Origin of the sequence: Chryseolinea serpens, from assembly GCF_900129725.1 — a bacterium.
In the GTDB taxonomy this organism is placed as follows: Bacteria; Bacteroidota; Bacteroidia; order Cytophagales; family Cyclobacteriaceae; genus Chryseolinea; species Chryseolinea serpens.
The window spans coordinates 962,886-981,451 of sequence record NZ_FQWQ01000003.1; the positions used below are offsets into that span (position 1 = coordinate 962,886).

Genomic DNA, 18,566 nt, shown 5'->3' on the forward strand with positions numbered 1-18,566 from the left:
CTCTCTATGTCAATGATCAATGAGTCCGCCATCAGAACGCCGGGCGTTTACACTACGGAAATTCCGTTGCTACCGCCGTCCGTTGCGCAGGTCGAAACTGCGGTTCCTGTTTTTATCGGGTATACGGAAATCGCCGAGCGCAAAGGAGAGTCCCTCTCCATGAAGCCCACCAAGATAACCTCCCTGGTCGAGTTCAGGCAGTTGTTCGGTGGCCCTTTTAACATCGCGCCGGGCAACATCGAACTGAAAGTCGATCCGACCAAGAACTATACGGTGACCGAAGTTACCTATAACCGGATGTTCTACCTGTTCGATGCCTTGCGGCATTTCTTTGACAACGGTGGCGGAAAATGCTATATCGTGTCCGTGGGCAGCTACGCCGATGCCGTGGCCGCGGGCGACGAAACGCTCACGCCTCCTACGGGATTGCGTGGCGGCGTGAAGTCCGTGGAAACCTACGATGAGCCGACGCTGATCCTGTTCCCCGACGCTGTACTTTTGTCGGACACCGACTTCTTTGCCCTGCAGCAAATGGCGCTCGCTCAGTGCGCGTCGTTACAAGACCGGTTCAGCATTTTCGATCTCCGCGAAAACAACACCGGCACCACCACACCCTGGCAAACCAGTGTCGATAATTTCAAGAACCGCATCGGCATCAACGCGCTTAACTATGCCGCGTGCTACACGCCCTGGCTGATCAGCGCCTTTACCAAGGACATCAACTTTAATTTGCTGGATGGCCACGTGCGCGACAACACGCTCGCTGCCAACCTGATCAACTTCGAAATGATCACCGCCAACCCCGACCTGAACGGGCTGGTGACGACCATCAAGCGCAACACCCAGGACCAGACCACGGTGAACGCCCTGATCACCACGCTGCGGACGGATGGCGCGATCGTCTATCCAACGATCGTGGATCGCTACAACAAATTGAAGAACGACCTCATCGTGACCAACGATGCCGGCACGGTTGCGGCCTATGATGCGTTGGTCGACTTCATAGAACTGGTGGCGGTGAGCCTGCCACCGCTGCGGACGTCAATGGTGAACCCGGTAGCCGTGCAATCGCTCGACGCCCTGGCGCAGAACAACGGCACGGGGTTGCGCAAATTCGTTGGTGACCTCATCGCCCTTGAACAAAATACGGACGTGGTAGCGTTGCGTGCCTTTGCCGCAGCAACGTTCACCCTATATGATCCGCCCGCTACCACCTGGCTCACGGGCACGGTGGCCTCCATTGGCGCCAGCTCCAAAGATTATTATCCCCCGGCCGTGGTCTCGGATCACGCGCGAGCCCTGACCATCCTGGGCGACCTCAATGCCATCATGACCGGGTTGGATGGTTTCCTCAGCCGGCTGCTTTTGGCTGTGCAGACCTATGTGAAGATCGCGCAGGATTCGCTTTATAAATCACACCCGATCATCAGCAACCTGGTGTTGTACCTGCAGCGCGAGTTGTCCAAGCTTCCTCCATCCGGAGCGATTGCAGGCATTTATGCTTTGACCGATGCCACGCGTGGTGTTTGGAAGGCGCCGGCAAACGTGAGCCTCAATTCGGTGGTGGCACCCTCGGTGACCATCGACGAAAAAATTCAGGATACCCTCAACGTCGACGACGTTGCCGGAAAGTCGATCAACGCCATCCGCGCCTTCACGGGCAAGGGCACGCTGGTTTGGGGTGCCCGCACGCTGGATGGCAACAGCAGCGAGTGGCGCTATGTGTCGGTGCGGAGATTTTTTATCATGGTGGAAGAGTCTTCCAAGAAAGCCACCATGCCGTTTGTGTTCGAGCCCAACGATGCCAACACCTGGGTGAAGGTGCGCGCCATGCTCGAAAATTATCTGACGGTGCTCTGGCGTCAAGGGGCGCTGGCCGGTGCAAAACCGGAGCAAGCCTTCTTTGTGAAATGCGGCCTGGGACAAACCATGACGGCGCAAGACATCCTCGACGGCAAGCTGATCATCGAGATCGGCATGGCGGCGGTGCGACCGGCCGAATTCATCATCATGCGCTTTGCACACAAGCTGCAGGAATCCTGATCGACAAACCTTCTTTAGTAGCATTTTCTAAAACGCCTTAAAAAAATAACTATGGCAGAATATCCTCTTCCCAAATTTCACTTCCAGGTAGAATGGGGTGGATCAAGGATCGGCTTCACAGAAGTGTCCGGCCTTGACATAACAACCGAAGTCATCGAATACCGCGACGGCGCCAGTCCCGAATACTCCAAGGTGAAGATGCCCGGGCAGCGCAAGTTCTCGAACATCTCGCTCAAGCGCGGTACGTTCAAGGCCGACAATCAATTCTATGCCTGGTTCAACACCGTGAGCCTGAACACCATCGAGCGCCGTAACCTGGTGATCTCGTTGCTCAACGAGAACCACGAGCCCGTGATCGTGTGGAAGGTCAAGAACGCGTGGCCGACCAAGATCACGCCCACCGACCTCAAGGCCGACGGCAATGAAGTGGCCATCGAAAGCCTGGAGCTGGCACACGAAGGACTGACCATTCAAAACGAATAGCGCATGGACCTGAACTATCCCCAGGTGGGGTTCCATTTTTTGGTGGCGTTTGAATTGTTCCCCCAATTTCCAAACGACCTGCGCTTCCAGGAAGTGTCGGGTCTCAACGTGACGATGGAATCGGAACCGTTGAAGGAAGGTGGCGAGAACCGCTTTGTGCATCAGTTGCCGGTGCGGACCAGCTACAGCGAGCTCGTGTTGAAGCGCGGGAAATTTATGGGGTCGGGCATTCTCTTTTGGTGCAAGAACGCCATCGAGAATTTTGAATTCAAGCCCACAAACATCCTCATCTCGTTGCTGAACGACGATCACCTGCCGCTCTACAATTGGTACGTCATCAATGCCATTCCCAAGCGACTGGAGATCTCCGGCTTCAACGCCGAGAGGAGCGAGGTGGTGATCGAGACGCTGGCACTGAACTATCAGTACTTCAAATATTATGATCCCGCCAGTGCAGCCTTGGATCTGGCAGGCTCGCTTGCCGGATCGATTGGGGGTAGCATCAGCATTTAAAAAAATGAACCATGCCCGTTGAGATCAGGGAACTCCACATTAAAGTGCTCGTGCAGGGCGATTCGCCAAATGAGAGTGCTCCGACCGCTTCATCGGTCTCTCCCACGAATGTGGACGCCATCGTGGCGGAATGCGTGGAGCAAGTTGTGAAGATCATCAAAGAGAAAAAAGAACGATAGCGTATGCCTGGCGAGTTAAAAAAACTGAAGATCAAAGCCATCGAGAACGGTGTGGCCACCACCAATCCGGACCTGATGTACGATGCGCTGGTGAACCCGGAAACTTACACGGTGCGGCACCGGGTGGAATACAACCCCACGCCACCCGCGGCGGGTGCCACGGGCAAAGATCAGCAGTATAACTACACGCCGCCGCCGACGCTCCAGTTCGATTTTATTTTTGATAGCACGGGTGTCATCCCCAAACCACTTGGCGGCATTGCCGGGGCTTTGAGTGGCATTCCGATCGCCGGGGCAATAGCCGGCGCGTTGGCCGGTGGAGAGAAGTATGACCTCATCAAAGAGGTGGAGAAATTCAAGCGCGTGGTCTACGACTACAACAGCACGGCGCACGAGCCCCGCCGCTTGCAGTTGCTGTGGGGCACCTTGTTTTTTGAAGGTGTGCTCACGAGCCTCCAATTCAACTATAAACTTTTTCAACCCGATGGCACGCCCATCCGGATGGTGGCCACGGCAGCGTTTTCCGGAACGATCGAAGACGATCTGCGGGTGGCGAAAGAAAAAAGTAATTCGCCCGATCTCACGCACGTTCGCGTGGTGAAACAAGGCGACACATTGCCGCTGATGGCCTATAGGATCTACGGCGACTCTGCCTACTACCTGGAAGTTGCCCGTGTGAACAAGCTCTCCAACTTCCGGAACCTGCAACAGGGCATGAAGATCAAATTTCCACCCATCAACAAAAGTCTGAAATGAACGCCAGCAGGGTTTTGCCAACACGCCGGCCAGCCAACCTGGTCACCTTCACCATCAAAATGGATGGCGAGGCCTTGCCGCGGACGTATGGCATTTTGTCGATCGTGGTCAACAAGGAGATCAACAAAGTCCCCTCGGCCATGGTGGTGATCCAGGATGGAAGTGCTGCGAGAGCGACCTTCGAAGGTAGCAACACCGAGCTGTTCATTCCGGGAAAGGAAATCGAGATACTCGCCGGCTATCAATCCGACGAGTCGACCATTTTTAAAGGGATCATCATTCAGCATGGCATAAAGATCAAAGGCAACGGTAGCACCATGCTCACGCTGGAGTGTAAAAACTTGGCAGTGAAGCTCACCGTCGGAGCGAAGCATAAATATTTTGTCGATAAAAAAGACAGCGAAGCCATCGAAGACATCATCGACGCCTACGGCCTCGACAAGGATGTTGAAGCCACCACCGTGCAACACAAGGACCTCGTGCAATTCAGTGCGACCGATTGGGATTTCATGGTCGCGCGCGCCGAGGCCAATGGAAAAGTTTGCCTGGTCGACGATGGCACGATCACCGTGAAAGCGCCCGTCCTCGACGGCGATCCGGTTTTAGATTTACTCTACGGCGGCACCATCCTCGACTTTGATGCCACCATGGATGCGCGCGATCAATACCAGGCGGTGAAAGCCTTTGCCTGGGATCCCGCCACGCAGGCCATCGTGGAGACCGATGGGACCGACCCGGCCTTCGCCGGCAATGGAAACCTCGCGCCTTCTGATCTCGCGTCGGTCATCGGGTTGGAGCACCTGGATTTGCGCAGCACGGGGATTTTGTCGCAGGAAGAATCACAGGCCTGGGCCGATGCCCAGTGGGTGAAGTCACAGTTGTCGAAGATCCGGGGACGCGTGGGCATCCGCGGATTTGGCGAGGTGAAGCCGGGCGATCTCATTAACCTCGACGGGTTGGGCGATCGCATGAATGGAAAAGTATATGTCTCCGGTGTTCGTCATGAAATTGGCAGCGGCACCTGGAAGACCGATATCCAGTTTGGGCTCTCGCCCGAATGGTTCACACAAACCTACCCGGTAAATCAGCTGCCTGCCTCAGGCATGTTGCCGGCCATACAAGGGTTGCAGATCGGCGTTGTGTCGCAATTGAAAGAGGACCCCGCGGGCGAAGATCGCATCCTGGTGAAGTTGCCCATCATCGACAGCGATGACACCGGCATTTGGTCGCGGGTGGCGTGTATGGATGCGGGCGATACGCGGGGAAGTTTTTTTCGGCCCGAGATCGGCGATGAAGTGGTCGTCGGCTTTCTGAACGAGGACCCGCGCCATGCGATCGTGTTGGGTGCATTGAACAGCAGTAAGAAACCTGCGCCGCTCACCGCCACCGACGAGAATCACGAGAAAGGATACGTGTCGCGAAGTGGTATGAAATTGATTTTTAATGATGATAAGAAATCCATCAAGATCGAATCGTCGGCCGACCGGAGTTTCCTGTTGGATGAAGACGCCGGGGTGATCAAACTGGAGGATGGCAATGGCAACAAGATCGTTCTCAACGCCGATGGCATCACCATCGAAAGCAAGAAGAAGATCACCCTCAAGACCGACGACGACATCGAGATCCAAGGCAAGAACATCACCCACACCGCCCAGATGAGTTTCAAGGCGGACGGCAGCTCCGGTCTGGAACTCACCAGCAGCGCGGTGGCAAAATTGAAAGGTTCACTGGTACAAATAAACTAAAACGATCATGCCTCCAGCAGCGCGTATAGCCGACATGCATGTTTGCCCGATGACTACAGGCCCCGTGCCCCATGTGGGTGGTCCCATTTCAGGTCCGGGTTGTGCCACGGTGTTGATTGGCGGCATGCCCGCTGCTTGCGTGGGCGACATGGCCGTCTGCACCGGCCCGCCCGATACGATCGCAGCCGGCTCCACCACGGTGCAGATCGGTGGAAAGTTTGCCGCACGCATGGGCGACACGATGGCCCACGGCGGAACCATTGTGGTGGGATGTTTTACGGTTTTAATCGGATAGCAATATGAACGAAGATCATTCTTTCTTAGGCACAGGCTGGAGCTTTCCCCCCACGTTCGACAACACGAGCGCGCAGGTGGCGATGCTGTCGGGAGAAGATGACATCGACAGCAGCCTCCAGATCTTGCTGGCGACCGCGCTGGGGGAACGCATCATGCAACCGAAGTTTGGTTGCAACCTCAGCGACATGGTGTTCGAGAACCTGGACGTGACCCTCCAGACCGAAATGAAAAACCGGATCGAAAAGGCCATACTCTTCTATGAGCCGCGCGTCGACCTGGAAGGGATAGCACTGACGCCGGACGAGACCGGTGGTCTGATCATCATCGACGTGCGCTACATCGTGCGCGCCACCAACACGCGCGGCAACCTGGTTTATCCTTTTTACCTGACGGAAGTTTAACCCATGACAGACCTCACGCACATCTACCAATACTTGCGCAGCACCGACGGCGTAAACCAACTGCAGCGCAGCCTGGCAGCGCTCGATCCGTATTTCGTGCGCATGGATGAGCGTCGGAAGAGTGACCTGATCGATTTTGCGGTAAAATTGTCGGAGCAGATCCGATACTATGATCTGAACGACCAGGCAAAGGGAAACTGGCGCCCCTTCTTCGAATTCCCGGATGCCGGCAGCTCCATCGTGGTGCGGGCCGCTACGGTTGGATCGTTGCCGCCGCTGCTGTACTCCAACGGCACGGATGGCCTGGGCGCCACGATCACCCTGCTGGCCAACGGCGCATTGCCGCCACAGGATGGTGTTGCCTTGCTGAATGGCGACCGGTTGCTGGTGTGGAAACAGTCCATGGCATTTCAAAATGGTGTGTACACAGTCACACAAGGAACCGGCACAACGCCTGCGCAACTGAGAAGATCGGATGGTGCGGATCAAACGGCATTCCTCGATCGCCAAATTGTGGAAGTGATGGAGGGCGACCAGCACGCCCGCAGATTTTTCACCCAGGAAGTAGCGAAGCCATCGGTTGGCGCTTCGGATATCACTTATTTGAGAAGAGGCCTCTCGCGAAGCGACTGGTCTCCACACCTGGCCTTGTTCATGGCGTTCCTTCAAGTCCACGCCATTGCCCAGCGCGATTTGAACGAGACGACCGGACGCCACCTGCGATATTACTATGAGGACGTGCTGCGGCTGCAACGAAAAGCGGCGCAGCCGGATCAGGTGCACGTAGTGTTCGAGTTGGCCAAAAATGCCACGGCCTGGCGCTTGCCGTCGGGCACGTTGCTTGACGCTGGAAAATCTGCCGATGGCAAGACACCCCGGCAATACAGCCTCGACCACGAGATGGTAGTTCACGCGGGCACGGTGCAATCGCTGAAGTCGTCGTATACCGATGTGAACTCGGCCGGGAAGGCCATCATCTTCAAGGCAGAGGATGCCACGCTGGTGGTGAACGATACCGCCACGGGCTGGCGGCCGTTTGGCAGCAGCCAGTTGAAACGCTCGCCGGAGTCGCGGACCATGACCGAAGCAAAACTTGGCTTTGGGATTGCTTCGCCAGCGCTGTTGCTCGCCGAAGGAGAACGGACGATCACCGTCACTTTAAATTTGCAGGCTTCTACTCCCGCAACGGATCCCCTGGGGCTAAGCTATGCGTTTGAAATTACGCTGACGGGCGAGAAGGGTTGGGTGACGCCGTTGATCCATACCGTAGATTATAAACCAGCGGCAAGCGGATTGCCGCCGCAATTGGTGATCACGTGTAGCCTGCCAGCAAAGGAAGTGGCGGTGGTAGCCTATAGCGAGGCGCTCCATGGTGCCGGATTCAAAACGCCATGGCCGGTGCTGCGCTGTGTTGTGTTGCCGTATGCCTACCAGTTGGAGGCGTTGGGTATTTATGTGGTCACGAGCATGGACCTGGTGGTGGACGCCAAGGGTGTGCGCAATCTTGTTTTGCAAAACGATGAGAACGTGCAGTCTACCGGCAAACCCGCTTTGCCTTTCGGGTCGCAGCCCAGCATTCAAAACAACTTTTATATCGGCAGCGCGGAAATCTTTTCTAAAAGCGTTCAATCGCTCACCCTTTCGCTGGAGTGGAAGGATCCGCCGGAAAACTTTAATGACTATTACAAAGGATACGACAACCCGTCGATTGGCTATGATGTATTCATTGCTGATATGTATGTGCTCGCAGGAAGAAATTGGACGTACCTGTCCTTTGCGCGGAATTTCTTATTCGATGGAACCGCCACAGCCAATGTGAAGAGCACCGTGCTGAGCAGCGCCAACCTCGTGCCGGCCTTGCAAAGTTCAGGCTTCGAGCGAAATCCGGATCTGGGTGCGTTGCCATCGTTCACGCCATCGACCAAACAGGGATTCATCAAATTAGTTTTGGATGGGCCCACCACGGCAGACCTGGTGAACCTGCCATCGTATGCGCCCTTTGAAGCGTTCGGTCACAAATCTTTCCCGTCGATCTATGCGCATAAGTCAGTCGACCTGGCCAAAAGTGTTCCCAACACAGTGTTGCCGAATCAACCCTACACGCCGACGTTGAAATCGGTCACCCTGGATTATACCGCGAAAGAGACTTGTTCATGGGCAACGCCCAATGGCATCGATCAGTTTTTTGTGTTGGATATTTTCGGCAACGCCGAAGCGCGATCGACTGACCCGGCGCGCCTGGTGCCGGAGTTTCCCAAGCAGGGTGCGCTCTACATCGGGTTGAAAAATGCCAGCTTCCCGCAAGCGTTCTCCTTTCTTTTTCAAATGCAGAAGGGCGATGTTCCGGGCGCAGCGTTGTTGGAAAAAACAGACGTCAGCTGGAGTTATGTTTCGGGAAATCATTGGCAGGCCTTGCCCTCGGAAGCCGTCGTGGAAGAGGCCACGGAAATTTTTCAGGTCCCGGGCATCATCGGGCTCACCATAGGAAGCGCCAGTGCAGGCGAAGGTCTGCTGCCGGCCGACCAGCAGTGGATCAGGGCCACGGCCGATCAACGCGCCGACGGTGCAGCTTCCGTCCAGGAAATTGTCGCGCAGGCCGCGCGGGCAACACGCGCATCGAACACGACCGATGTGCAGACCATCGACGCGGCCACGATCAGTCGCCTGGTGCATAAAGTGCCGGCGATCAAATCCGTGCTTCAGAAATATCCTTCTTTCAACGGTCGCCCATCGGAACGTGACGCCGATTTTTTCAAACGCAGCAGCGAACGCTTGCGTCATAGAAATAGGGGCGTAGTGACCTGGGATTATGAACGGCTGGTGATGGAAGCTTTTCCGGAAGTGTTCAAGATAAAATGCTTGCCACACACTGATCAGGACAATACAATTACGCCGGGTCATATCAAACTGGTGATCGTACCCGATCTGCGTTTCCGACAAGGCAGTGACCCGTTGCAGCCGCGCAGCAGTATGGCTTTCCTCCGCACGATCGAGACGTTTCTCACCGAAAAATACCTCAGCAGTTCCGTCGTGCCCCATGCGGCCAACCCGGAATATGAGACGCTGCTGGTGGACTGCAAGGTGGCCTTTCACGCCGGCTTCGACCCGGGATTTTATGCTGCGCAATTGCAGGAAGATATTCGTCGCTTTCTCAGCCCGTGGGCCTATGAAGAAGGACGCGACATTGTTTTTGGTGGCAAGGTCTACAAATCGGAGATCCTCGCCTTCATCGAAGGCCGGCCGTATGTGGATTACGTCGTGGACTTTCAGCTCTATCATCGCTATGAAGGCGATGGACTTCCCAGCGGCATTTCGTGTATGACCATCGGGCTCGATTTCATTGTCGGCGACGAGCCGGTGGCCACCATTGGCAGTGCCGACGGCACGATCGCCGGTGCCACCATTGGTGTTGATTTTGTGATCGGCGACCCCGTGGAAGTAGCGGTCGCTACGCGGCCGGATGCCATTTTGGTTTCCAACCCGGTACACCGCATTGAGGTGTGGGACGCAACCAGCTTCCAGTGTCAGGGGGTGTCTACGATCGGCATCGGACAGATGATCGTGGGATTGGATTTTATCCCCATATCGTAAAAATGATTTATCAACAACTTTAATGGTCAACAATTATGATACAACAACTCAGCAGACTCCAGCTAAACCAGGAATTCCGGAATGGCGAGCGTCCCAGTGGCGATGACTTTGGCAGCGCCTGGCTTTCCTTCCTGCACAAGACCGATGATGGGGTATCCGTCGATTCAAAAGGCAACCTGGAAGTAGCCAAAGGCCTTGCGCTGAAAGATACCGACGACAATTCCCAGGCCGGTACGATCCGTTTTAAAGGCGGGCAACTTCAGGTTCACGACGGAACATCTTTTAAAAGCGTCAGCACCGGCGCCGGTGGTGCCTTCACCCCCGTGGGCGCTGGCCCGAGCGTCGCGTTTGCCGGGGGGAACGTCGGCATCGGAACGTTTGCCGTGGCGCCCACACATCGGCTGGAGGTGCTGCTGACAAACAACAGCGGCCCCGATCAACGGGTGAAGTTTGGGAACCTGGCCATCCATGCAGGGCCTTCCATCACGCCGGGTGCTTACATCAGCCACATCGCGCTCGGAGGAAGTAATACAGCCTATGCGTTGTTTCAGGACAACCAGGGCAACACAAAACTCAACGCCGCACAAAGCACCGAGTTGGGGCTTGCGCAAAACGGGGCCACGCTCTTCCGCATCACGGGAACGGGCGGAATAGAAATGGTGCCGACCACCAATGTGAGCATCGGTACCATCTTTAGTCCGAAAGATCTTTCCGTATCGGGAAATCTGACCGTCGTGGGGCAGGCCTTTAAAACCGGGGGCGGATCATTTTTGCCGATCGCCTGCGACCGTCGTGTGAAAAAAGACATCCGGCCCTACAAGGACGGCTTGCAAAAACTTGTGGCCCTCGAACCGGTCACCTTCAAGTTCAACGGCAAAGCCGAGACACCAGATGATGGTCGCGACTACATGGGCTTCGTAGCCCAGGATCTTCAGAAGGTCCTGCCCGAACTGATCGTGACGCGCTCCATGAAGCTGGAGAAAAATGATGCCAAGGAAACCGAGATCCTCACCTACGACCAGGGACCGATCGTGTTTCTGTTGATCAATGCCATAAAAGAACTCAATGCCCGAATCGAAAAACTTGAAAAACCAGGAAGCGATGAAAAACGAAAAACCAAAAATACACCTCGAGCTCACGGTTGAAGAGATCAACCTCGTGCTCACAGCACTGGGCCAACTGCCTTATGTGCAAGTGGTCGGCACGGTAGATAAGATCTGCAAACAAGCCGAAGTACAGACCCAACCCATCGACGCCGTGTAAAGTAACGAACCATGGACGAGTTAGCTACCATCAGCCTGAGCAACCTGAAGCAGAACAGCCAGAACTTTGCGTTTGTCCGCGAAGAAGGGCTGGTTGTGATCCGGCGCCTGGCCCCACAGACCTGGACCGATCACAACCTGCACGACCCCGGCATCACCTTGCACGAGGCGCTCTGCTACGCACTCACGGAAGCCGGCTTTCTCGGGGCGTTGGATATGCCCGACCTGCTGACCAGCGGCGAGCAACTGGCGCCACAGGAATTCTTTACCACGGCCAGGGTACTGCACTCCGCACCGGTGTCGTTGCGCGACTTTCAAAAGATCTTCATCGACCATCCGCTGGTGCGAAGGGCATGGGCATTCACCTTGTATGGCGAGCCCCTCGGCAGGATGAACATCTTGCTGGAGTTTGAAAAAACAGAACTGAACTCAAACGTGTTGGGAGGGTCGGTGATGGTGGGGCCGGCGACCTACCTTGTTGAATTTGCATTTCCGTATTGGGACGATCCCGAAGCAAAACCCCTGCAAGAGGATGTGACGCTGGTGGCGGTGACGTTCGATAATCCCATCACCCCCTGGCAGCCGGTGGAAGGAAGTGATGCTTATTTTACGCAGATCAAGATCGACTACATCCCGCCGGTCGGGCCTGCTTCCAGCGTTGAAATGTGGGTGGTCCTGCAGGTCACTAGTCCGGTAGACAATCCTTCGGTGAACCTGCCGCTGATCTTGCAGCAAGCGGCCAACCTGATCCAACTGATCGGGCCCACCAGTCTCTTGAAACAATACAACCGGCGTGTAACCGAAGCGTTCGAGACCAGCCGCGTGGTGCGCCGCTATGGCAAGAGCTATCGCAACCTGTGCGAGAACCTGGCGGAATACAACGCCGTTCGCCTCCAGGAAGTGGCCATCTCGGCAAACATTGAAGTGGCCCCCGACATCCATGTGGAAAGCCTGCTGGCCGATATTTTCTTTGTGATCGACAAACACCTTTCCCCCGAGATCGTCGTCTCCACCCTCGCCGCGCTCCAGGACAAAGGAACCCTGACCGAACAAATTTTTGAAGGTCCCCCAACGCACTACGGCTTTATCGTCGACGAGTCGCTCGATACCAATCTTCCGCTGAACAAAGTTTTTACATCCGATATCATCCGCCTCATTCTTCAACTGCGCAAACCCGACGGTGGCGACATACAGACGCGCGAAAACCTGACCAACCGTTTGATCGTTGCCGTGCGCAACCTCACGCTTTCGCTGTACATCGACAATCGCAGCATCACCACGGGCGCCCGGGATTGTTTGCAATTGCTCGACAGCATCCGGCACATTCCGAGGCTGAGTCCGGGCAAATGTAAAATTGTGTTCATCCGCAACACGGTGGAAGTGGCCTATGATATGAGTATGGCCATCGCGCTCTTCGAGGAAAAGAAATCCCTGGCCGCCGTGGCCCTCGGGGCCGACACGCCCGACCTGCCCTTGCCGGAAGGCACGCGTTTTCCGTTGGATTACTATCCCGTGCAGAACGCACTGCCCCTTACTTATGGTGTGGGAATAGACGGACTTCCCGGCACCGCCACCGACGAACGAAAAGCACAGGCAAAGCAACTGAAGGGCTACCTCTTCTTATTTGAACAAATGCTGGCCGGCCACTATGCGCAACTGGCCAACGTCAATTCCTTTTTTTCGGCAAGGCCCGATGTGGAGACCACCCTATATCAACAGCCGCTGTATCACCTGCCGCGGGTAGCTGACCTGTTCGCCGATTTTGATCCGGCAGCAGAAGCCTGGGAAGATTTTCAGGCCGACCCGGACAACGCCTACCGGCAAACATTGAACACTGCGCTGGAAACAGAAGATCAGTTTCTCGACAGGAGGCATCGCATGCTCGACCATTTGTTGTCGCGGCATGGCGAAAGCCTGGAAGATTTTATGGCGATGGCCTATCGCCAAATTTACGCGACACCTGCCGCTTCCACGGAAGTACAAGAACAACGGCGTCGCAGCACCGCGCGCCGGTTGCTCCAGGAAAAAGCAGCGTTTTATTATGACCTGCCCGACCTGCACCAGGGGCGCTTGCAAAGTTTTGGGCTTCCCGCGTGGCGAAAGAAAACATTGATCCGGGTCACCGAAGTCACGCCCGGTGTTGAGTGGGCGTGGCAAATCCTGGACTATACAGGAGCCGCCCTATGGCAGCAGGACACACCCGAATCTACGGCCACCGCAGCGCAACTGAAAGCAGAGGAGGTGATGTCGCTATCCACCGTGACCAGTAACTACAGCGTTGTGGCGGTAGTTGGAGGATTTCGCGTGCGACTATCTTCGGGTACAGACGTGGTGGCAAGAAGTGTTCAGCTCTTTCCGACCTTGCTGGATGCCAACAATGGCATACCCGTGATCTTGCAGCGTGTCGTGCAGACGTGGGTGCGTCACGACCTTGCGCCATTGGAGGCGCGACTTTATCATCTGCTCGAGATCGCTACGATCGGCGATCGTCGCCAATTGGTAACACCGGTCACCGACTATTTCGAGATCTATAACGATGGACTTTTTAAGCGATTCCGGTTGCGGCAAACGCCCGATCCGCTCAGCCCGATCCTTTTGGAGAGCGAAACCAACTTTCCCGATGTTGCAGCAACCCGGGTAGCCATCGATGTGGCTATTCGAAATGGATTGGCGGCAGAGAACTATGAGACCAACTTGCCCGCAGCCGGCCCTTTCGAGATCAGGCTGGAGGACGCGACCGGTGTTATTCTCGCGCGCTCGCCGGGAACATTTGTCACGCCGGGCGCTGCAGCCGCTGCAGGATTGATCCGGCAGCTGTTGTATCGCTACTTTAGCCTCGAAGGATTTTATATGGTCGAGCACATTTTGCTCTATCCTGTGGCGACCACCGACCCGCTGCTGGCGATCGAGGATTCCTCCAATCCCTGTCAACCGATTGTCGTTCCCCGCAAGGATACGTACTCGTTTCAAATCACGTTTGTGTTTCCTTCCGGATATGTGCGCAAGGGATTGATCCGGGAAGAATGTCAGCCCGATCGTTTTCGAGATCTCGAGTTCCGCGAATATGCCGAGCGCACCATTCGCAAAGCTTGCCCCGGACACATCCTGCCGGTGGTACTTTGGGTGGATCGCCGGGAAGGTTTTCTACCGGTTGATCCCTGTTTTGAAAATTTCGAAACCCGCTATCGCGATTGGCTCGCGGCCTATTTCGCCGACGAAGTATCGGAAGCCGTGATCGGCCCCTTGCGCAACAACCTTGTCGACATGCTGAACAAACTTTATGCGCTGACCTGACCGATACCCATGGCAACGAGATCACTCCATATCATCCAAAAGCAAGTGGTGGACATCACCCTGCCCGACATTGGCGCAGTCCTGGCGTGGAGTGCCGATGGACACCAGGAGTTTGTGAAAATGATCTCCGACCAACTCGAGCGCAGCCTGTCGGAATTTGACACACACGATCACCTCATCATCGAAAAAATGGAGTTGGACCTGGGAAGTTTCACCCCGTCCATGCTGCATCCTGAATTGCCGGGAAGGTTTCATGCGGCATTTCGCGAAGCCTTGGAAGCGCATCGATCTGATCGCGCATCCGTTACATCGCGGGATGCGGAAAGGAGAGAGGATTCACAACACGCCTTTGATCATGACCCGCAGCAAGCAAAGACATCAAATGAAAATCAAACACAAGCAGACGAACCCCATCATCGCCTGTACCCCGCGCCAAAGGCCCGGCTTGAGTCGCTACTGTTTTTCCTGCGAAAGGGCTACTTACCCTGGTGGGGTTCGGGACTGACCGGTTGGGACGAATCGTGGTTGGTAGAATTGACCTCAGCAGAGGTGAAGGACCTAAAGGATTTTTTCACCACCGCAGACGAAGCATCGCGATCGCGATTGATCACGCAATTCTCCGATGCCTTCATCGACCGCCTTCTTTGGCGTACGACCAGGCAGGTGGAGATCATCGATACCTGGCTGTGGTTGAAACGCGTCATCGAAAATTTAAAGAAAGAGCAAACACGTTCGCCGCAAGCTGGCGGACCGGCATCATCTTTTGAGATGCCACCGTCGGGCCTTGTAGTAAAAATGGCTGTCTTGCGCCACCGGTATTGGTTGGCGTGGATGGCACATGCGTGGAATGCGTCGGCCGCTCCAAGTTTGGAAGGCGTGTTGAAGGATCATAAGGAATGCTTCTTCCTGATTCGAAAGTTATTCCAGGATAAAGCATTGACGGAGCTGCAGGGCGTTCTTGCAGTGGAACAAGTTCCTGTTTCGTGGCGGGCAGAATTGGAACGGACATCATCGTCAAACGAAAATCCTTCCGCAGGGATAGAAAGCGGAATTCATACACCTGAGCAAATTAAGAATCAGAGGTCAGAGGAGAGCCCTTCTCTCGACGACACGGCAGATGAGATCCGTAAGGTTTTGCTTTCGCGCACAAAGCAGGAGATTCCGAGTAAAACAAAACCCTCTGAAGCATCACCCGACGCGCTCTGGATAAACGAAGCGGGTGTGATCTTGCTTCACCCGTTTTTGCCCCAATTGTTCCGGAGCCGTGGATGGGTGGAGAAAGAAAAATTTGCGGACGACTATGGACAAACCATGGCCGTCTACGCCCTGCACTACCTGGCCACGGGCGAAGCTGAGGCACCGGAGCACCAACTGCTCCTCCCCAAACTCCTCGCCGGCATGCGATTGGAGACCGCGCTGCACCCGGTGGATCTGTTGACCGACGACGACCGCATCGCCTGCGACGAGTTGCTCACGGAAGTGGTGAAACATTGGAATGCACTGCGCAACACGTCCGCCGCCGGCTTGAGAGAAGCCTATCTGCGGCGGAGCGGAAAATTAGAAAATCAAGATGGAAAATGGCGGCTCACGGTGGAGCACAAGGCACAAGACATTTTGCTGAGCCGGTTGCCCTGGCCGATATCGATGATTAAACTTCCCTGGATGACGGGTGTATTGTCCGTGACCTGGGATTGATGAATATGATTTACAACCCTAATCCCTTTCAACATGCAAACGCGATGTTCAAATTTTAGCTTGAGTAGCAAAAAATATCTTTTTGCGCTCCTGGCATTTCTGGGAAGCTATCTGACCGTGATGGCGCAGTTCAACATTGACTTTTCCGATCCGAGTTGCCCCAACGATGACTACCCATTTCCTGATCAGGTGGCAGGGGCGGCAATCACTATACCGGCCATTCAAGCACCCGGCGCGATAAGTATGGAGATAACGAGCATTGCCATTTCTCCCGGAGGAACTTTTTGTTCGTCGCCCTGTCCGAGTCCTGTGACCCTTAACGGTGGGCCTATTGTGACAAATATCGTTTTTACCGTAAGCGGAGGCGCACCCTTCACGACTACACTGAGTACAACCGCCGGCACCATCGACCCGGGTGCAGCAGGCCTTGCGGTAACGTTTACCCTGACGGCCAACAATGGCACCAAGAATTGCAGCAGAACCTATACCTTCCATGTCGTGCGCAAGCCCGTGGACCTGGTTTTGGTGTTGGACAAATCGGGCAGCATGGGATGGAATTCCGGCGCCAGTTCCGTCACCCGGTGGAAGGCGCTGACGGATGGCGTTGGCTTGTTTATGAATACGCTGGACCCCTTTGCGCTTACCAACGACAAGATCGGCCTTACCTTTTTTGACAATGCTGCCGTCCAACCCCCGAGTGGTTTCGCTACGCCCCTGATCCCCATGCAGGGAAGCGTTGCTGCGGTGACGGGAAATTTTTCCGGGGCGGTCAGCCCGGGTGGCTCCACTGCCTTTGGCGCGGGTCTGCAAAACGCGCTTAGTAAAATGACATTCGATCCCAACCGGAACCGGTTCATCATTGCCTTTACCGATGGAGAACAAAACGTGCCTTCGACGACTTATGTGAACGTAAACCCCGACAACCATGTGTACACGGATGTCACGCGGTTCTCCACGGATCCGATCCGGATCTATCCCATCGGGATCGGTGCGGCAGGTTCCTTGCCGGCGATACTGACGTCGATGGCGCAAAGCCTCGAAGGTGGCGGTCCCACGGCCGTACAAATCAGCACGGAAGATGGCACCGCACTGAGCGGCAACTACGGTACGAATTTTATCAACGTATTAGAGTCCATCTTAAAGAAGGGCAGTCCACAGATCGTGAACACCTTTCAAAAACGCCTGGAAACACCCAACGGCACCGCGGGTCTTCAAAGCGTGGATACGTTTGTGGTGAACAAAGACATCCGGAAGCTCGTCTTCAATGTTGTTTCCGGTAGCCGCGCACTCTCCATTTCGTCGGTAAAAAAAGATGGAACAGAGTTCGTTCCCAAATATGGCCGGATGCGAAGGGGCGATGGCTTTGTGTCGTATTTTTTGGATTTAGATCAGAAAGGTATGCCGGCCGTAACGCCCGAAGGCAACTGGATCGTGAAGACCAACGGATTTACCCCGGCTCCTTATGAGATCACCGCGCTCGTCGACGACCACATCACCAAGTATGATTTTGGCTATGGCAATCAACGTCAGAAAGTCGGAATGCCCTTTAATTTTACGGCGACACTGCGGCACGGGATCAAAACAATAAAGAATGCAAAGATCGAGGTCTTTGTCTTCAAACCTGGCGATGACCTTGGTGATTTGCTGGCGAGAACTTCTTCACAGGGCGAGGCGAACTCGCCGGGCGACCCGGCCAACCCGGGCACGCTGAAATATCAGGACCTGCTGAACGACTCCACCTTCCTGAATAAATTGCTGGCAAAAAAACAATTCATCACGCTCACCTACGGCGCCGCGGATAGTTTGTATACCGGCCAATTCACGGGCACGGATGTTTCGGGTGTATATCACATCATCTTCCGGGCAACAACTCCCGACGATCCAACCCTGGGAAAGATCGTGCGGTATCAGCGGAGCAGCACCTATGTTTACTTCCCCGACATTGATCTGAAACTCTCGGGCGCCTTGTTCGCCGTCAACACCTTCACATTCCGCCCGATCGCTTCCAACGGAAAATATATCGGTCCGGGATGGGGAAACGCCATTACGGTGGACGCCCCAACGGCGCATATCGATAACGTTGTAGACAAGGGTGAGGGAACGTATGTCATCACCCTCGCGGGCAACGTGGATGAGACCGGGACGATATCCCTGGGTGGACAGACGATTTACACCGGCGTTATTTCAGAGATCGTCACCGGTCATCAGCCGCCCTTCTGGACGCATTGGTGGTTTTGGTTGTTGATCCTGATCCTCATCATCGTGATCATCATCCTCGCCCGGAAGAAGAAGCATCCTTGATGCTGC

At 55.2% G+C, this 18,566-nt stretch carries 14 protein-coding genes; all 14 read left to right on the forward strand.

Features of this window, described 5'->3' with window-relative positions:
* The first annotated feature begins 6 nt into the window (after positions 1–6).
* From BUB30_RS35680 to BUB30_RS24000, 14 genes are read left to right on the forward strand one after another with little or no spacing between them, the layout of a single operon-like run.
* Positions 7–2,043, forward strand: a complete 2,037-nt coding sequence (locus BUB30_RS35680; protein WP_084138333.1) for a phage tail sheath family protein — start codon at positions 7–9, stop codon at positions 2,041–2,043.
* A gap of 51 nt (positions 2,044–2,094) precedes the next feature.
* Positions 2,095–2,526 carry a phage tail protein gene (locus BUB30_RS23950; RefSeq protein WP_073139117.1) on the forward strand — a complete coding sequence of 144 codons (432 nt, stop codon included), beginning with the start codon at positions 2,095–2,097 and terminating at the stop codon, positions 2,524–2,526.
* A 3-nt stretch (positions 2,527–2,529) separates the two neighbouring features.
* On the forward strand, positions 2,530–3,039 hold the full coding sequence (locus BUB30_RS23955) for a phage tail protein (protein ID WP_073139119.1): 510 nt from the start codon (positions 2,530–2,532) through the stop codon (positions 3,037–3,039).
* 11 nt (positions 3,040–3,050) lie between these two features.
* Entirely contained in the window at positions 3,051–3,218 is a 168-nt protein-coding gene (locus BUB30_RS35265) for a DUF5908 family protein (RefSeq protein WP_178377180.1), read from the forward strand.
* A gap of 3 nt (positions 3,219–3,221) precedes the next feature.
* A complete protein-coding gene (locus BUB30_RS23960) occupies positions 3,222–3,974 on the forward strand; it encodes a CIS tube protein (RefSeq protein ID WP_073139121.1) in 753 nt (250 codons plus the stop codon).
* The gene (gene vgrG / locus BUB30_RS23965) at positions 3,971–5,719 is read left to right on the forward strand and encodes a type VI secretion system tip protein VgrG (RefSeq protein WP_073139124.1); all 1,749 of its coding nucleotides are present in this window, start codon (positions 3,971–3,973) and stop codon (positions 5,717–5,719) included. Before BUB30_RS23960 ends, vgrG begins: the two co-directional genes overlap by 4 nt.
* Positions 5,720–5,726: 7 nt before the next feature.
* Entirely contained in the window at positions 5,727–6,014 is a 288-nt protein-coding gene (locus BUB30_RS23970) for a PAAR domain-containing protein (protein ID WP_073139126.1), read from the forward strand.
* A gap of 4 nt (positions 6,015–6,018) precedes the next feature.
* Positions 6,019–6,417: a GPW/gp25 family protein gene (locus tag BUB30_RS23975; protein WP_073139129.1), complete on the forward strand. Its 399-nt coding sequence runs from the start codon at positions 6,019–6,021 to the stop codon at positions 6,415–6,417.
* Positions 6,418–6,420: 3 nt separating this feature from the next.
* Positions 6,421–10,008, forward strand: a complete 3,588-nt coding sequence (locus BUB30_RS23980) for a baseplate J/gp47 family protein (protein ID WP_073139130.1) — start codon at positions 6,421–6,423, stop codon at positions 10,006–10,008.
* A 35-nt stretch (positions 10,009–10,043) separates the two neighbouring features.
* On the forward strand, positions 10,044–11,153 hold the full coding sequence (locus BUB30_RS23985) for a tail fiber domain-containing protein (protein WP_073139133.1): 1,110 nt from the start codon (positions 10,044–10,046) through the stop codon (positions 11,151–11,153).
* Positions 11,110–11,271, forward strand: coding sequence for a hypothetical protein (locus BUB30_RS35270; RefSeq protein ID WP_178377181.1), 162 nt, complete (start codon positions 11,110–11,112; stop codon positions 11,269–11,271). The genes BUB30_RS23985 and BUB30_RS35270 overlap by 44 nt, the downstream gene beginning before the upstream one ends.
* 11 nt (positions 11,272–11,282) lie before the next feature.
* Positions 11,283–14,564: a hypothetical protein gene (locus BUB30_RS23990; protein ID WP_073139136.1), complete on the forward strand. Its 3,282-nt coding sequence runs from the start codon at positions 11,283–11,285 to the stop codon at positions 14,562–14,564.
* 9 nt (positions 14,565–14,573) lie between these two features.
* The gene (locus tag BUB30_RS23995) at positions 14,574–16,259 is read left to right on the forward strand and encodes a contractile injection system tape measure protein (protein ID WP_073139139.1); all 1,686 of its coding nucleotides are present in this window, start codon (positions 14,574–14,576) and stop codon (positions 16,257–16,259) included.
* 60 nt (positions 16,260–16,319) lie between these two features.
* A complete protein-coding gene (locus BUB30_RS24000; protein ID WP_073139142.1) occupies positions 16,320–18,560 on the forward strand; it encodes a vWA domain-containing protein in 2,241 nt (746 codons plus the stop codon).
* Positions 18,561–18,566 lie beyond the last annotated feature (6 nt).

What these genes read in the sequence shown, in the direction of transcription:
- BUB30_RS23990 (WP_073139136.1), top strand. Translation starts at nt 11,283, where the DNA reads ATGGACGAGTTAGCTACCATCAGCCTGAGCAACCTGAAGCAGAACAGC.
- BUB30_RS23980 (WP_073139130.1), top strand. Translation starts at nt 6,421, where the DNA reads ATGACAGACCTCACGCACATCTACCAATACTTGCGCAGCACCGACGGC.
- BUB30_RS23955 (WP_073139119.1), top strand. Translation starts at nt 2,530, where the DNA reads ATGGACCTGAACTATCCCCAGGTGGGGTTCCATTTTTTGGTGGCGTTT.
- BUB30_RS35270 (WP_178377181.1), top strand. Translation starts at nt 11,110, where the DNA reads ATGAAAAACGAAAAACCAAAAATACACCTCGAGCTCACGGTTGAAGAG.
- BUB30_RS23995 (WP_073139139.1), top strand. Translation starts at nt 14,574, where the DNA reads ATGGCAACGAGATCACTCCATATCATCCAAAAGCAAGTGGTGGACATC.
- BUB30_RS23970 (WP_073139126.1), top strand. Translation starts at nt 5,727, where the DNA reads ATGCCTCCAGCAGCGCGTATAGCCGACATGCATGTTTGCCCGATGACT.
- BUB30_RS23985 (WP_073139133.1), top strand. Translation starts at nt 10,044, where the DNA reads ATGATACAACAACTCAGCAGACTCCAGCTAAACCAGGAATTCCGGAAT.
- BUB30_RS35265 (WP_178377180.1), top strand. Translation starts at nt 3,051, where the DNA reads ATGCCCGTTGAGATCAGGGAACTCCACATTAAAGTGCTCGTGCAGGGC.
- BUB30_RS23975 (WP_073139129.1), top strand. Translation starts at nt 6,019, where the DNA reads ATGAACGAAGATCATTCTTTCTTAGGCACAGGCTGGAGCTTTCCCCCC.
- BUB30_RS35680 (WP_084138333.1), top strand. Translation starts at nt 7, where the DNA reads ATGTCAATGATCAATGAGTCCGCCATCAGAACGCCGGGCGTTTACACT.
- BUB30_RS23960 (WP_073139121.1), top strand. Translation starts at nt 3,222, where the DNA reads ATGCCTGGCGAGTTAAAAAAACTGAAGATCAAAGCCATCGAGAACGGT.
- vgrG (WP_073139124.1), top strand. Translation starts at nt 3,971, where the DNA reads ATGAACGCCAGCAGGGTTTTGCCAACACGCCGGCCAGCCAACCTGGTC.
- BUB30_RS23950 (WP_073139117.1), top strand. Translation starts at nt 2,095, where the DNA reads ATGGCAGAATATCCTCTTCCCAAATTTCACTTCCAGGTAGAATGGGGT.